Here is a 14,896-nt window from a genome sequence, read left to right as displayed (position 1 = left end):
CTTTTTAATAAATTTAGTTGAAAGGAATTATTGTGCCAACCATAAATCAATTGGTCAGAAAAGAACGCAAGAAAGTGACTGTTAAGTCAAAATCTCCAGCGTTAAAAGAGTGCCCTCAAAGAAGAGGAGTTTGCACTAGGGTTTATACTACAACTCCTAAAAAACCAAACTCAGCTTTGAGGAAAGTTGCCAAAGTCAGGCTAACAAGCGGTTTTGAAGTCATCAGCTATATCGGTGGTGAAGGTCACAACCTACAAGAACACAGTATCGTTTTAGTTCGCGGTGGTAGGGTTAAAGACTTACCAGGTGTTAAATATCACATCGTTCGTGGTGCACTTGATACTGCTGGTGTTGCAAAAAGAACAGTTTCTCGTTCTAAATATGGTGCGAAACGCCCTAAAGCTGGCGCTGCAGCTGCAACAAAAAAGTAAAAATTTAGGTTCGCAGACGTTGCTAAAATTTGCAAACGTTTGAGTAAAATTTCATAAAAATTTGAAGGAAAGATCAAAATGAGAAGAAGAAAAGCCCCTGTAAGGGAAGTCTTACCTGATCCGATTTACGGAAATAAAATAATCACTAAATTTATTAATTCTCTTATGTATGATGGCAAAAAAAGCGTCGCTACTGAGATAATGTATGGTGCCATTAAAGCCATAGAAAAGAAAAATGCTGAGGTTAAAGGCATCGATATTTTTAACGATGCTATTGAAAATGTAAAACCTATTTTAGAAGTTAAATCACGCCGTGTTGGTGGTGCTACTTATCAAGTACCAGTTGAGGTTCGCCCAGCTCGCCAACAAGCTCTTGCTATTCGCTGGCTTATAACTTACGCTAGAAAGAGAAGCGAAAGAACTATGATAGATAAACTAGCGAATGAGCTCTTAGATGCGGCAAACTCAAAAGGTGCATCTTTCAAGAAGAAGGAAGATACTTACAAGATGGCAGAGGCTAATAAAGCATTTGCTCACTACCGCTGGTAAGAAAGAATTAGTATGGCAGAGAGAAAAACGCCTTTACATAAGGTAAGAAATATCGGTATTGCGGCTCACATTGATGCTGGAAAGACAACTACTAGTGAGAGAATTTTATTCTTTACTGGCATGAGCCATAAAATAGGTGAGGTTCATGATGGTGCTGCTACCATGGACTGGATGGAACAAGAAAAAGAGCGTGGTATTACTATTACTTCAGCTGCAACTACGGCATTTTGGAAGGGTTATCAAATAAACCTAATTGACACTCCGGGACACGTTGACTTTACTATCGAAGTTGAGCGTTCTATGCGTGTTCTTGACGGTACTGTTTCAGTATTTTGTTCTGTTGGAGGTGTTCAACCACAATCAGAAACTGTTTGGAGACAAGCAAATAAATATCACGTACCAAGAATCGTTTTTGTTAATAAAATGGACAGAATTGGTGCAAATTTCTTTAGAGTTGAAGAGCAAATCAGGGAAAGACTAAAAGCAAACCCAATTCCTATTCAAATTCCTATAGGTGCCGAGGATAACTTTAGAGGTGTGGTTGACCTTGTAAGAATGAAAGCTTATGTTTGGAATGATGAGAAAAAACCAACTGACTATGTTGAAGAAGAAATTCCAGCTGAAGTTAAAGAAAAAGCAGAGGAATACCGTGCAAAACTAATCGAAGCAGTTTCAGAGACAGATGATAGCTTGATGGAGAAATTTTTTGCTGGTGAAGAGCTAAGTGAAGAAGAGATCAAAAAAGGCATAAAAGCAGGCTGCTTGAGAATGACTATCACGCCTATGCTTTGCGGAACTGCGTTTAAGAACAAAGGTATCCAACCTCTACTTGATGCTGTTGTTGATTATTTACCAGCTCCAGATGAGATCGCAGCAATAAATGGTGTTTATGAAGATGGCGCTGAAGTAACTGTTGAAAGTACAGATGATGGCGAATTTGCCGCTCTTGCGTTTAAGATTATGACTGACCCGTTTGTTGGACAGCTAACATTTATCCGTGTTTATAGAGGAAGCCTTGAAAGTGGTAGCTATGCTTACAACACAGTTCAAGACTGCAAAGAGAGAATCGGCCGTTTACTAAAAATGCACTCAAATAAACGTGAAGAGATTACTGAGCTTTTCGCTGGTGAGATCGGCGCTGTTGTTGGTCTAAAAAATACTCTAACAGGCGATACTCTAGCAAGTGAAAAAGATAAAGTTATCCTTGAGAGAATGGACTTCCCAGAGCCAGTTATCAGTGTTGCAGTTGAGCCAAAAACAAAGGCAGATCAAGAAAAAATGGCGATCGCTCTTCAAAAACTAGCTCAAGAAGATCCAAGCTTTAGAGTTAGCACTGATGAAGAGAGCGGACAAACTATCATTAGTGGTATGGGTGAGCTTCACCTTGAGATCATTGTCGATCGTATGCTTCGTGAATTTAAGGTAGATGCTGAAGTTGGACAACCACAAGTTGCTTATCGTGAAACTATTCGTAAGACAGTTGAACAAGAGTATAAGTATGCTAAACAATCAGGCGGTCGTGGTCAATACGGTCACGTATTTTTACGTATTGAGCCGCTTCCAGCTGCTAGTGGATTTGAGTTTGTTAATGATATCAAAGGTGGTGTTGTTCCAAAAGAATATATTCCAGCTGTTGAAAAAGGCTGCAAAGAGGCACTTCAAAGCGGTGTTCTTGCTGGTTACCCAGTTGAAGACGTTAAAGTTACGCTATTTGATGGTAGCTACCATGAAGTTGACTCATCTGAAATGGCATTTAAACTTGCTGCTTCAATGGGATTCAAGGAAGGTGCTAGAAAGGCAGGTGCTGTTATTCTTGAGCCTATGATGAAGGTTGAAGTTGAAACTCCAGAAGAGTATATGGGTGATGTTATAGGCGACCTTAACAAACGCCGTGGCCAAGTAAATTCAATGGATGATAGAAATGGCGTAAAGATTATTGCAGCTTATTGTCCATTAGCTCAAATGTTTGGCTATTCAACAGATCTTCGCTCAATGACTCAAGGTCGTGCAACTTATTCAATGGAATTTGATCACTACGAAGAAGTTCCTAAAAACGTAAGTGATGAAATCATTAAAAAGAGAAATGGCTAATTAACCAAAGAAGGGCAGAGTAATCTGTCCTTCAAAAATTATTTATTCTGATAAAATCTATCTACAAAAATATGAATTGTCCTCATAGCTCAGCTGGATAGAGCGTAGAATTCCTAATTCTAAGGCCACAGGTTCGAACCCTGTTGGGGACACCATCATACAATCGCCTTTGTAAAATACAAAGTACTCAAACAAGTGTTTTTTTAAATATACTAAAACGTATAATAAGATATAGCAATTTATAAAAAATATTCTTATGCTGATAGCAAATAGAGTAAAAGAAAAAAATACAAAGAATGGACTTTATAAAAAAGATTATAAGTTATATGCAAACAAGATCACTAATATCAAAGAAAATTTTATAAAAAGCGTAATGGTAAATGACTATATTTTCATCAATCTAGTCGGTTTATCTATATATGCATTCGTAGTGGGTTTAGCTTTTTTATCAACACGTTATATTATTAATTTTTATCTAAACTAATAAATTTTATCAACAAAAATTTTTATATATTTAATAATCCGTGCTAACATTTCAAAAATTTATTTAAGGAGAGTAGATGAAAAAATTTTTACTTTTAGGAGCTGTTTGTTGTATGTTGTCAGCTGATGTTAAAACTGTTAATATAAGCCCAGATGAGATCAAAAAATATGATCAGATTATCGATATAAGAACTCCATCTGAGTGGCAAGAGACTGGCGTTATCGCAGGTGCAAAGACTATAACTTTTAATCCAAACGATAAGAGTGCATTTTTAGAGGAGCTTTCAAAGGCAGTTGATGTCAAAAAACCTATTGCTCTTGTTTGTAGAAGTGGCAGAAGAAGCACAGCAGCAGCCGCAGCGATAGATAGCTCGGATCTTAAGATAATAAATTTAGATGGAGGTATGAGTAGCTTGATCGAGCAAGGCTATAAAACTACGCCTTATAAAAAATAGACAAATTTTATGATCCTATATTTGACTACAAGATAAATTTATTTTGTAGTCAAATTTTATATTAAATAATAAAATTTATTATTTGATTAACTACCGATTAACTCTAACTATATATAATTTCATCATATTTATAATAAAAAAGGAGACAAAATGTCAAAAGTTATTTTACAGTTAAATGTTATTCAGGCTGATGCAAATGCACTTTATATTAAATTTCACGACCTTCACTGGAATGTAAAAGGTATTCAATTTTTTAGCGTTCATGAATACACAGAAAAAGCTTATGAAGATATGAGTGAGATATTTGACGATGCAGCTGAGAGAGCTCTTATGCTTAGTGGCAGACCTATCGTCAAGGCTGAGGAGCTAGCAAAAGTTACTCATATCAAACACGAGCCAAAAGAAATTTACACTCCAACTGAGGTTTTAGAGATTGTCTTGGCTGATTATAAACACCTTTTAGGCGAGTTTAAAAAGCTTGACGAGCTTGCAGAAGGTGATACAACAACTCAAATGTATGCACAAGATCAAATCGCAAAATTTGAAAAAGCGATCTGGATGCTAAACGCAACACTTAGCAAATAACTACTAGCGGGAGTTTTCCCGCTTTATCTAAATAAATTCTACTTTTTGGCGATATTGATTTTATAAATTTTAAGGGAGCCAAAATGAAAATTTCTCAAATCGCAAACTCATATAATAGTTCAAGTATAAAAGAAAATGTAAAATCAGAAATTTCGCTTCATAGAGATGAAAAGAATATCTCTAAAAAAGAGTCTGAAATTACAAATTTAACAGCCAAAGATATTTCAAATAGCTACTTTTTGCAGTATCAAAAAGAGATCGTTAAAAGTAGTAGTTCAAATTTATTAGCTCAAGGTGGCTTAAGCTTTAATGCGCCTAAAAATTTATCAGAAATTTTATCAGGACTTGATCTTGCAAGTATCGGCTATAACGGTAAATCTTTAAACGAGCTAAGTAGTGACGAGGCAAATGATCTTATTAGCGAGAATGGATTTTTTGGTATCGCAAATACGGCTGATAGGATAGCTAGCTTTGTGCTAAATGGTGCAGGCGATGACGTGGAAAAACTAAAAGCTGGTAGAGAGGGTGTGGCAAAGGGTTTTGAGGATGCGAAGAAAATTTGGGGAGGTGAGCTTCCTGAAATTTCACAAAAGACTATTGAAAAGACCCTTGAGACACTTGATAAAAAGATCGCCGAGCTTGGCGGTAACGTTTTAAATGTTTCAGCTTAACTATCTTAAGCAGGCTCGCCTAAGATAAATTTATATGATTGTGCATATAAATTTAGATACGAGCCTTTAATTTCCCGCAAAATTTATTTAATCTTAAAAGTTATACTTCACCGTTTTACACTAAGGAGAAGAGATGAAAGCTAAAATTTTACTTCCACTGGCAACTGCTATTATGTTTTTGGGTTGCTCATTTTTTGAGGACAACCCACCAGTGCGAAAACAGCCAAGACAGGTCATGCAAAATAGACCAGTAAAAAGCTCGATCAAAGGTTTTATAAAAGAGGTTACATATAAAGATTCAAAATACTGCTATGAAATAGTAGCGAGCGATACAAAAAATCACAAACTCAATAAAGCAAATTTTTGTGCAAATAGATACTATTATGATAAAGGCGACTTGGTCTATGCGACCTTTTATGCAGATAAACTTATAGATATGCTTCTTATAAAAGAGGGCGGCTCTAGTGGCTTATATAATGGTATAAAAAAGCCGCAAAATGAAGTGGTTATTAAAAGAAAAAATGTAAAAACAAATATCGAAGTGCCAAAAGAGGAAAAAATTTCTTTTTAATTACCGTTGATTTACTGCTTGCTTATATAATTTCAACAGCAATCAAAACTAGAACTCCTTTTAAGGGGCAAAGCAACAGCCCCTTTTTCTTTTTACTTCTTTAAAATTTTGTCCTTGTTTTATTTAAAATTATCAACTTTTGCCTATTTTTGATTAATTACGGTAAACAATCGGTAACTGAAATTAAAAATTTTAAGCTTCATGTTAAATTTTATTGATTATAATCGTCAGCACAAAACCTTAAAAGGAGAAAAAATGAAACTAACAAAAATTAGTTTAGCCACTTTGGTTGCTTTAGGTGCATTTTCAAGCGTAGCAAGTGCTACTCCACTTGAAGAAGCTATAAAAAATGTAGATCTTTCAGGATTTGCAAGATATAGATATACAAATGATAAAAAACACGGTGAGTTTTCTAATACAAAATCAGAGTCTGGCTCATTAGCTGGTCATCAATTTAAAGCAGTAGCAAATTTTAAAGCTGCAATTGATGATAACTTCTTTGGCGTTATTGGTTTAAGATATAACGCTACTGATAATTCTGGTGATAATACTCAAGGAGATCAAGGCTCTAGAGGCACTGGTACAGATAAAACTAATACAACTGATCCATTTAAAGTTCATCAGTTCTATCTTGGCTATAAAGCTGGAAACACTACTATAACAGCTGGTAAACAAGAGATTGGCTCGTTCTTTACAGATGATGCTATCGCTACTGGTGTAAGAGTAGTAAATGAAGATATTGAAGGACTAACACTTACTGCTTTAGCTTTTGATGCAATTGAGGGTGATAGTGTTGAGAGTGATGGAGATCTATATGTAAATACTGGTTACTTAAATATTTATGATGTTGGTAATCTATATGCTGCTGGTATCGCTGGTTCATACGATCCTATCAATTTCCAACTATGGTATGCTAGCCTAACAAATCTAGCTGATCTACTTGCAGCTGATGTTTCAGCAAATTTTGCTATTAATGATGATGTTAGCTTAGGTGGTAGAGTTAACTATATAAATACTACTGTAGATAAAAGTGCAAAAGCACATCTTTCTAAAGGTATAGATGAATCTAATGGCGTTGCAAACTATAATGATGGTAACTTCTATGCTGGCGAACTTACAGCTTCACTATTTGGTTTTGATTTGAGAGCTGGTTATATGGGTTGGAAAGTTGATAATAAAGGTGTAACATCATTTGCTCTTGAAGATAAAGGTAGTCTAATAGATGTTGGTGAGCTTACACTTGATCCAACTTGGGCTGATGGAAAAGCAAACCTAGTATATGGAACAGCTGGATATACATTTGATAAATTTACAGTTGGTGTTGATTACATAAAAGGCCACATTAAACACGCTGCAGCTCCTGGCAAAAATGGCAAAGAAAAAGTTGAAGAGGTTACCCCAAGATTTGCATATGAATATAGCAAAAAGCTAACATTTAGCTCATACTATGCATTCAAAACTTCAAAATTTGCTGATGAGGCTAAAAACAAAGAAGATCAATTCAGATTTGAGGCTAAATACTCATTCTAATCGTAGCTCATTAATCAACTTATGATATAATCCCGGGTCGGAGTAATCTGATCCGGGATTTTTAAATTTAGAGCAAAATTTCAAGGAAAATTATGAAAAGTATTAAAATTTCTTTTTTGGCGTGTTTTTTGGTGGCAAATGCCTTTGCAGCTTCACAAGTCTACTATATAGAAGCTCGTGGTGAGTTTGGTAAAGAACTTGCTGAAATGGCAAAAAAGCAGGCTAATGATAGAAATGAAAAAGTAAATGTCTATGTTGATGAAGATCCAAGACGCTATAAAGATAATAGAATTTTAAAATTGGGCGTTGATAGAAAGGGTAGATATAGTGTTTCTTTAGGTAAGGAGCTTTATGAAAAGCAATGTGCTAGCTGTCATGGCGAGAATGCTGATAAAAGGCCATTTGGTTCAACACCTCTAAAAAATATGGATGCTAAAGATATTGAAGATAGCATCATCTCTTATAGAAGTGACTCAAGTTTTGGCGGAAGCGGCAAAAATGTAATGCAAAACCAAGCTAAAATTCTTTCAAATAATGATCTTGGCGCGATTCTCGCCTATCTAAAAGGTAAAGATGCATTTGCTGAACAAGACACAAATGAGAATAAGCCGGTCTCTACTCAAACAAAGCAAGGCAGTTATTTAAGATAAGTTTCACTTTGATAGCTTTGTCATAATATAAATAAAAGGAAGCAGATGTTAAATCCAAAATCATTATTTTTAAGTATGGGCTCAGCTATCGTTTTGATGATAATCTTTGCCATAGCTAGCGGAGCCGCTACAATAATAGAAAGTAAAACTAGCACAGAAGCTGCATGGTACTATGTTTATGGTGCCAGCTGGTTTGCGCTAATTCAACTACTTCTTGGTATAAATTTGACCTATAATATCTTTAGATACAACTTAATCGATCCCAAAAAACTTCCTTCGCTTATCTTTCACCTTGGTTTTATCGTTATCTTAATCGGTGCTGGAATAACAAGATATCTTGGCTTTGAGGCTGATATGCATATAAGAGAGAAAACTCAGTCAAATATCGTTACGACAAAAATATCCTATTTAAATTTAACCGCATTAAACGATAATGGAGAAGAGATAAACGCTGCTTTGCCGTTAGGACTTTCTGATGCAAAAAAAGGTTTTGATCTAAAGCTAAAAATAGCAGATAATGAAGCTAATTTAAAATTTAAAGAATTTGTGCCAAATGCAAGTTATAAGTTTGTGGATGATAAAAATGGGCAACCAGTAGTGGAATTTGTGGTTTCAAACGAGAGTGAAAGTGAAGAAATCTTCTTGTTAGAAGAAGAGGAAGCAAGAGTTGCAGATATTAGTTTTATCTTTAATGCTAAGCCAGACAAGAGTAAAAAATATGTGCTTTTTAAATTAGTGGACGGAAATTTCACAGTTACTTCAAATACTGATCTTTCAAAATTTACAATGAGTGATAGTTCAAAAACTGAGTTAAAAGCTGGTAGTGTAAATGATTTTGGCATGGGCAGTCTTTATACTATTTCAAATATAAATTTTGCTCCAAGATTAGTTTCAGCTAATGCTTCAAGAAAGCTAGTTAGCACAAAAGATAGCGAATTTAACGCCTTGATAGCTGAATTAAATTATAAAGGCGAGAGTAAAGAGATGCATATTTTTTATAACCTAACAGAACCTTCACGCTTGGCTGTAGCTGGACAAAAATTTAACGCTTCATGGGGCGCACAGCAAGTTAAACTTCCGTTTAGCTTATACTTAAAAGACTTTGAGCTTAAAAGATATCCCGGCTCAAATTCGCCTATGAGTTATTCAAGTGAAGTTATTGTAAAAGACGATACAAACATATCGGGGCTTGACTATAAAATTTATATGAATCATGTGCTTGACTATGATGGTTATAGATTTTTCCAAAGTTCATACGATACAGATGAAAAAGGAACGATTCTCTCTGTCAATAAAGATCCAGGCAAGATACCAACTTACATTGGCTACTTTTTACTTGGACTTGGCTTTGTGTTAAATGTTGTAAATCCTGGTAGTCGTTTTAGAAAGCTAGCTAAGTTAATAGATAATGAATCAACAAAAGGTGGTAAAAAGGTTGTTGCTATTATTGCCATTATGCTTTTAAGTTTAAATTTTAGCTCATTAAAGGCTGAAGACTTTTTGCCTAATATCAGCAAAGAGCACACACAAAAGCTTTCTAGACTTATTGTGCAAAGCTCAGATGGTAGAATGAAGCCATTTGACACTCTTAGTAAAGAAATTTTAAATAAAATACATAGAAGCGAGAGTATAAATAGCCTAAACTCGAATCAAGCCATGCTTTCAATAATGGTAACGCCTGATTTTTGGCGAAGTGAAAAAATTATCTCACTTGGACAAAGTAAGGAGCTAAAAAAAGAGCTTGGCATAGATGAAAATGCAAAATATGCAAGTTTTAATGATTTTTTTAGAGCCACAAAAGATGGTGGAAGTGAATATAAACTCACAAAATTTGCTGAAATTGCTAATCGTAAGCATCCTGGATCACGCAATACATTTGATAAAGATGTGATAAAGATCGACGAGAGATTGAATGTTTTTTATATGATATTTATTGGTGAAATTTTTAAAATTTTTCCAAAACAAGATGACCCATCAAACTCTTGGTATTCACCTGCTAGTGCAATGATGTATTTTCCGCCTAAGGAGGCCGATCTAGTCATTAATATGATGAGAGAGTATTTTGCAGCAGTTGATGCAGCAACAAAAGATAATGATTGGAGTAAGGCTGATGCCACACTTGATAAAATTTCAGCCTATCAGCAAAAGTACGGTTTTGCTGTAATGCCAAGTGAAGAAAAGATAAATATAGAAATTTTGTTTAATAAAATTCAAATTTTTGAACGATTGACGCCGGTTTATCTTTTGGCTGGCCTTGCACTTTTATTTTTTGTTTTTGTCAAAATGCTAGCTCCAAAAGTTCAGATAAATGGTATTGTAAGAGTTGTATACATTGTAAATTTACTAGCTTTTCTTGCTCATACTGTCGGACTTGGACTTCGTTGGTACATTGCTGAGCATGCGCCTTGGAGTAACGCTTATGAATCAATGGTCTATATCTCATGGGCTCTAGGATTTTCTGGTATCGTCTTTGCAAAACGTAGCCCTATCGCTCTTGCTCTTACGTCTATATTGGCTGGTGTTACATTGTTTGTTGCGCACCTTAGCTGGATGGATCCGCAGATCACTACACTTGTGCCAGTGCTTCAAAGCTACTGGCTAACAATACATGTTTCTGTCATTACTGCAAGTTATGGATTTTTAGGGCTTTGCGCGTTACTTGGTGGCTTTACACTATTGCTTATCATTTTACAAAATAAGAAAAAGCCAAATCCAGAAATTTCTCGCAATATCCTCGAAGCTACTCGTATAAATGAGATGGCTATGATACTAGGACTTAGTTTGCTTACTCTTGGAAATTTCCTGGGTGGTGTTTGGGCGAACGAGAGCTGGGGCAGATATTGGGGCTGGGACAGCAAGGAGACTTGGGCGCTAGTTTCGATACTTGTTTATGCCGCGGTTCTTCATATAAGATTTATTCCAAAACTAAACAACCAGTATGCATTTGCAGTGGCTTCATTTTTTGCTTATTGGTCGATTATTATGACTTATTTCGGCGTAAATTTTTATTTAGCTGGCATGCACTCGTATGCAGCTGGCGATCCATTGCCGGTGCCTGATTTTATCTGGATTAGTATCGTGATAATGGTACTTATGAGTGTTTTGGCATTTACAAAGCGATCACTTTGCTCAAGGCTTTAAATGCTAATAAAAGGTCTAATAGTTTTTTTTATTGTATTGTTATTAATTGCAATTTGTGTGTTAATCTATATACTTTTAGGAAATAGGGATTATAGCACCGAAACAAAGGAACTTGCATTAGAAAAAGAAGAGATAACGATCGAAAAGCTTGAAAAGCTTGCAGGTGATAATAGTTTAAGTAAAAACGAGCTTTTCGAACTTATTCAAATTTTTGTAGGAAATTTTAGTATACCAACTAAGAATAACCAAGTCATGCCAAAAGAAGCAAATAACTATATAAATTTCATAATTTTAATCTGCTCTCATAAAAATTCTGATGCGAAGCTCATTAGTTTTTTAGACAAAGAGGCTAAAAAGAAAAATCCAAGCTATATTGTCGAGATAGAAGAGAGTGAGAAAATCGGCATAGAAAATCGCAAAAATCGTAGATAAATTTATTTAAAAAAGTGTAGTTAAAATATCTTAAAATTAAGCTTGGGATAAAAATGAGTTTTTATGATTTTGATTCTGTGTACGTAATATTTCTTATTTTATTTTCAATCGTATTGCCTATATTTTTGATAATCCCAGCAGGTAGATATAACATAAAGGTTTATGCGAGTAAATTTGATCTAATTGGACTTCATATAATTTTTCCAATCATTATATTGCCTACTTTTGTAAGTGCTTTTATTTTTGTTTGCAGCTTTTTAAATATTTCAGATTATGCTGGTTTAAGCTTTGTATTCTATGCTTTTTTGATTCTAATGATAGCCTATATAATTTATGGTTTTTATATTTGTATCAGATATAACTACGGCTTTTTTCATTGTATTGTAGCGATTTTTTTAAGATTTAATTATGTTACGCCACTTATTTATCTACTCTTTTTAGGCGGAAAAAACTACAAAGATGATAAAGGGGTAACCTCTAAAAATATGAAAGGCTTAAATCTTTTTGATCAGTTTAGATTTTCTGTTTATAATTTAATTGCTATTAGAAACTAAAAGTATTTTAAGAGCATTAAAGATTTTGCAATTAGAGAAAATGCCAAAAAGCAAGAGAAATTTTATATTTAGTTTTTGCTTAGTTTTTAGGTCTTTTTTGTTTTTAAAATTTTAGTCCAAAGCAGGTTTTTGTTTTGCCTTATCATTTTTAAGCTTATCTTTTTTGGCTTCAAACTCAGCTATTACATTTGCATCAGGAAATAAATATCCATCCTCAACCATCAGATCAACTGCTTTTTTAAACATAGGCAAGGCACTTTGAGCACCGAAGTAGTAGTAAGGTCTTTTAGGATCCCTTGCTAAAACGCCTATTGTGTAGCTATTGCCTCTTGTGTCATTTACAAAGCCAAAAAATGAGCCATTGTAGGTATTGCTGTATCCACCACTACCTGAGGCAATGTGTGCAGTTCCAGTCTTGCCACCTATCTCAAGTCCTGGCGTAAAGGCTTTCAGTCCAGTACCTTTCTCAACCGTTTTTATTAAAATTCTCTTCATTATCTTTGCGGTCTCTTGTGATATAACTTGAGCTGGCTCGGACTTTGGCAAATCGTATCTTTTTCCATTTCTCTCTAAGTAGGCAACCATGTGAGGAGTAACTTCAATGCCTTTATTATTAAATGTATTATAGGCTTTTAAAAGCTGCATAAATGTAGCTTGCAAGCCGTATCCGTAGCTCACAGTCGCCTTATATGTCGATGAGTTTAGCTTTGTAACTGTTGGCATCATACCTACTTGCTCGTAAGGTAGATCTATGCCAGTCTTTCTTGAAAAGCCAAAATTTAAAAGTCCTTGATAAATTTGTGGCCCATTTAAACGTTCAACAAGCTGAATCATGCCAATGTTTGAGCTGTGCACAATGATGTCTTCAGCACTCATAAAAGGCTCCGGATGGGTATCTTTGATTATCCTTTTGCCAAGTTGGTATCGGCCATTATAGGTATTTACAAGCTCGAATGGATTTACTTTCTTCTCTTGAAGTAAGATAGAAAATATAAATGGTTTAAAAACTGAGCCAACTTCATAAGCATATTCGCTAACGGTCGAATTTAGAGCGCTATAATCTTGCTTTCTTATATTTGAAGGATCATACCTTGAGCTAGAAGCTAGGGCTAAAATTTCTCCATTTTTGCTATTCATTATGCATATAACTAACTCTTTTGCATCTAGAAATTCACGCTTTTCATCTAAAATTTGCTCTAGTTTAGTTTGAAATTTTAATGGTATAGAGAGCACCGCATTGTAGCCATCTACTCTTGTTGCTAAATTTGAGTCACTTGTTAAAATAATATTATTTCCAATATCGCGAGGCCCTAAAATCTTTGCATTTTGTATAGGAGCTAAATAATCTTCATAATATCTCTCAAGACCTTTTACGCCTTTACTTTTTGTAAGTGCGTCACTTTCAGTTTTGCTCACGTAGCCAATAGCTGGCGTAAGAGCATCTTTTGACATAAATTTACGATTTTGGCCACTCTCCATTACTCTCATGCCCTGAAACGAAGCAAGACCTGTTTTTGGGTCAAGGTATGAAACCAAGATACTTTTACGATTTAGCTTTCTTGAGAGCTCTTGAAGGTAGGTAGCGCCCTTTGCATCAATGCTATATGAAAGTGTAACAATACCTTTTGTACCATTTATGATCTTTCTTACTTTGTTTGGATCGTCGCCGCTGTAAAGCGAATATAGTTTGATAAACATCTCTTTTTTATTAGGATCGATGTTTCTAGTATCAAGCATCACTTTGTAGAGCTTTTGGCTTGAAGAGATGCTAAAGCCATCTTTTGTGATTATATTGCCACGAATTGCCGTATTTATATCGCTTGTTTGAAGTCTAGGAAGCTTTCGCTCGATACTTGCCCTATAAAATATAACAAGTACAAATATTGAAATTCCAAAAGTAATTAATAAAAAAAGTATGGTTATTTTTGATTTTCTGGAATTCATTAATGACTTAAATTTGTGTTCTAGAAATTTCTTTATAAGCACTTAGTGCTTTGTTGCGAATTTCTAGCATAAGCTTCATGCTAGTCTCTGCTTTGCCTATCGCAATAGCAGCTTGGTGAAGATCTTTTACCTCGCCAGTTGCAAGATCGGCTATGGCTTTATCTGCATTGATTTGGACTTTATTTAGCTCTTTTAAAGAGTCGTTTAGGGCATTTTCAAAGCCGCCTTCTTCGCCTGCTTTTGCTATTTTATTTGAATTTTCATTTTTATTTATTTTGTCTAAATTTATACTATTTATCATTATGCTTGTCCTGAAATAAGTGATATCGCACTTTGTGCTATTGTTTTTGCGTTTTGAAAGGCTGCCACGTTTGCTTGGTATGCCCTTGTTGCTTCAAGCAGGTCAGACATCTCAATGACCGGATTTATATTTGGAAATGCGACGTAGCCATTTGCATTTGCGTCTGGATGACTTGGGTCATATTTTAGCTGAAAGTCCTTATCGTCACGCACCACTTTATCCACGATCACGCTAGTTAGGGTAGGGTGAGCGTTTCTTGGTGAGCTTGGGTCGTCGAGTGGATTTTCATACTCGAGTAGACTTTGTGAGCTTTTAAGCTGATCGTTTAAAATTTTATCAAAGTTCATCTCTTTAAAGATGACCTCTTGCCTTCTATAAGGGCCACCTTCAGCTGTTCTTGTGGTTTGAGCATTTGCTATGTTTGAGCTGATGACGTTCATCCTGAAGCGTTGTGCACTTAGTCCGTATCCACTAATATCAAAATCATTTAAGTATGACATCATCTCTC

At 35.1% G+C, this 14,896-nt stretch carries 15 protein-coding genes and 1 tRNA gene; 13 read left to right on the top strand and 3 right to left on the bottom strand.

The genetic code is table 11. From position 1 onward, the window contains the following. Positions 1 to 32 precede the first annotated feature (32 nt). From rpsL to CVS95_RS01490, 13 genes are all read left to right on the top strand, one after another. The gene (gene rpsL, locus CVS95_RS01555) at positions 33 to 431 is read left to right on the top strand and encodes a 30S ribosomal protein S12 (RefSeq protein WP_021090705.1); all 399 of its coding nucleotides are present in this window, start codon (positions 33 to 35) and stop codon (positions 429 to 431) included. Positions 432 to 509: 78 nt separating this feature from the next. Then, the gene (gene rpsG / locus CVS95_RS01550) at positions 510 to 980 is read left to right on the top strand and encodes a 30S ribosomal protein S7 (RefSeq protein ID WP_107695338.1); all 471 of its coding nucleotides are present in this window, start codon (positions 510 to 512) and stop codon (positions 978 to 980) included. Positions 981 to 992: 12 nt separating this feature from the next. After that, the gene (fusA, locus tag CVS95_RS01545; RefSeq protein WP_107695337.1) at positions 993 to 3,071 is read left to right on the top strand and encodes an elongation factor G; all 2,079 of its coding nucleotides are present in this window, start codon (positions 993 to 995) and stop codon (positions 3,069 to 3,071) included. A 78-nt stretch (positions 3,072 to 3,149) separates the two neighbouring features. Continuing rightward, positions 3,150 to 3,226, top strand: a tRNA-Arg gene (locus CVS95_RS01540). A 405-nt stretch (positions 3,227 to 3,631) separates the two neighbouring features. Beyond that, the gene (locus CVS95_RS01530) at positions 3,632 to 4,009 is read left to right on the top strand and encodes a rhodanese-like domain-containing protein (protein WP_107695335.1); all 378 of its coding nucleotides are present in this window, start codon (positions 3,632 to 3,634) and stop codon (positions 4,007 to 4,009) included. A 150-nt stretch (positions 4,010 to 4,159) separates the two neighbouring features. Continuing rightward, on the top strand, positions 4,160 to 4,594 hold the full coding sequence (locus CVS95_RS01525; RefSeq protein WP_107695334.1) for a Dps family protein: 435 nt from the start codon (positions 4,160 to 4,162) through the stop codon (positions 4,592 to 4,594). Positions 4,595 to 4,677: 83 nt separating this feature from the next. Beyond that, a complete protein-coding gene (locus tag CVS95_RS01520; protein ID WP_107695333.1) occupies positions 4,678 to 5,265 on the top strand; it encodes a hydrogenase-4 component G in 588 nt (195 codons plus the stop codon). A 133-nt stretch (positions 5,266 to 5,398) separates the two neighbouring features. Then, positions 5,399 to 5,836: a hypothetical protein gene (locus CVS95_RS01515; RefSeq protein ID WP_107695332.1), complete on the top strand. Its 438-nt coding sequence runs from the start codon at positions 5,399 to 5,401 to the stop codon at positions 5,834 to 5,836. Between the two features lie 255 nt (positions 5,837 to 6,091). Next, a complete protein-coding gene (locus CVS95_RS01510; RefSeq protein ID WP_107695331.1) occupies positions 6,092 to 7,366 on the top strand; it encodes an OprD family outer membrane porin in 1,275 nt (424 codons plus the stop codon). 92 nt (positions 7,367 to 7,458) lie between these two features. After that, positions 7,459 to 8,016 carry a c-type cytochrome gene (locus tag CVS95_RS01505; protein WP_087578611.1) on the top strand — a complete coding sequence of 186 codons (558 nt, stop codon included), beginning with the start codon at positions 7,459 to 7,461 and terminating at the stop codon, positions 8,014 to 8,016. A 45-nt stretch (positions 8,017 to 8,061) separates the two neighbouring features. Beyond that, positions 8,062 to 11,157, top strand: coding sequence for a cytochrome c biogenesis protein CcsA (gene ccsA, locus CVS95_RS01500; RefSeq protein ID WP_107695330.1), 3,096 nt, complete (start codon positions 8,062 to 8,064; stop codon positions 11,155 to 11,157). A gap of 57 nt (positions 11,158 to 11,214) precedes the next feature. Beyond that, on the top strand, positions 11,215 to 11,589 hold the full coding sequence (locus CVS95_RS01495) for a fatty-acid--CoA ligase (RefSeq protein ID WP_234399982.1): 375 nt from the start codon (positions 11,215 to 11,217) through the stop codon (positions 11,587 to 11,589). Positions 11,590 to 11,642: 53 nt separating this feature from the next. Further along, positions 11,643 to 12,143, top strand: a complete 501-nt coding sequence (locus CVS95_RS01490) for a hypothetical protein (protein WP_107695328.1) — start codon at positions 11,643 to 11,645, stop codon at positions 12,141 to 12,143. A 111-nt stretch (positions 12,144 to 12,254) separates the two neighbouring features. Here CVS95_RS01490 and CVS95_RS01485 read toward each other — a convergent pair whose 3' ends face one another. Genes CVS95_RS01485 through flgC form a run of 3 tightly spaced genes read right to left on the bottom strand, consistent with a single transcriptional unit; the run spans position 12,255 to position 14,888 of the window. Beyond that, on the bottom strand, positions 12,255 to 14,087 hold the full coding sequence (locus CVS95_RS01485; RefSeq protein ID WP_107695921.1) for a peptidoglycan D,D-transpeptidase FtsI family protein: 1,833 nt from the start codon (positions 14,085 to 14,087) through the stop codon (positions 12,255 to 12,257). Positions 14,088 to 14,094: 7 nt separating this feature from the next. Beyond that, positions 14,095 to 14,388, bottom strand: coding sequence for a flagellar hook-basal body complex protein FliE (fliE, locus tag CVS95_RS01480; protein ID WP_021090507.1), 294 nt, complete (start codon positions 14,386 to 14,388; stop codon positions 14,095 to 14,097). Beyond that, positions 14,388 to 14,888 (bottom strand): flagellar basal body rod protein FlgC, encoded by a 501-nt coding sequence (gene flgC, locus CVS95_RS01475; protein WP_072594876.1) that lies wholly within the window; start codon positions 14,886 to 14,888, stop codon positions 14,388 to 14,390. The genes fliE and flgC overlap by 1 nt, the downstream gene beginning before the upstream one ends. Positions 14,889 to 14,896 lie beyond the last annotated feature (8 nt).

It is taken from the genome of Campylobacter concisus, assembly GCF_003048905.1.
GTDB lineage: Bacteria > Campylobacterota > Campylobacteria > Campylobacterales > Campylobacteraceae > Campylobacter_A > Campylobacter_A concisus_V.
Note: the sequence above shows the minus strand (reverse complement) of the source record. Positions and strands in the feature narration are given on the sequence as shown.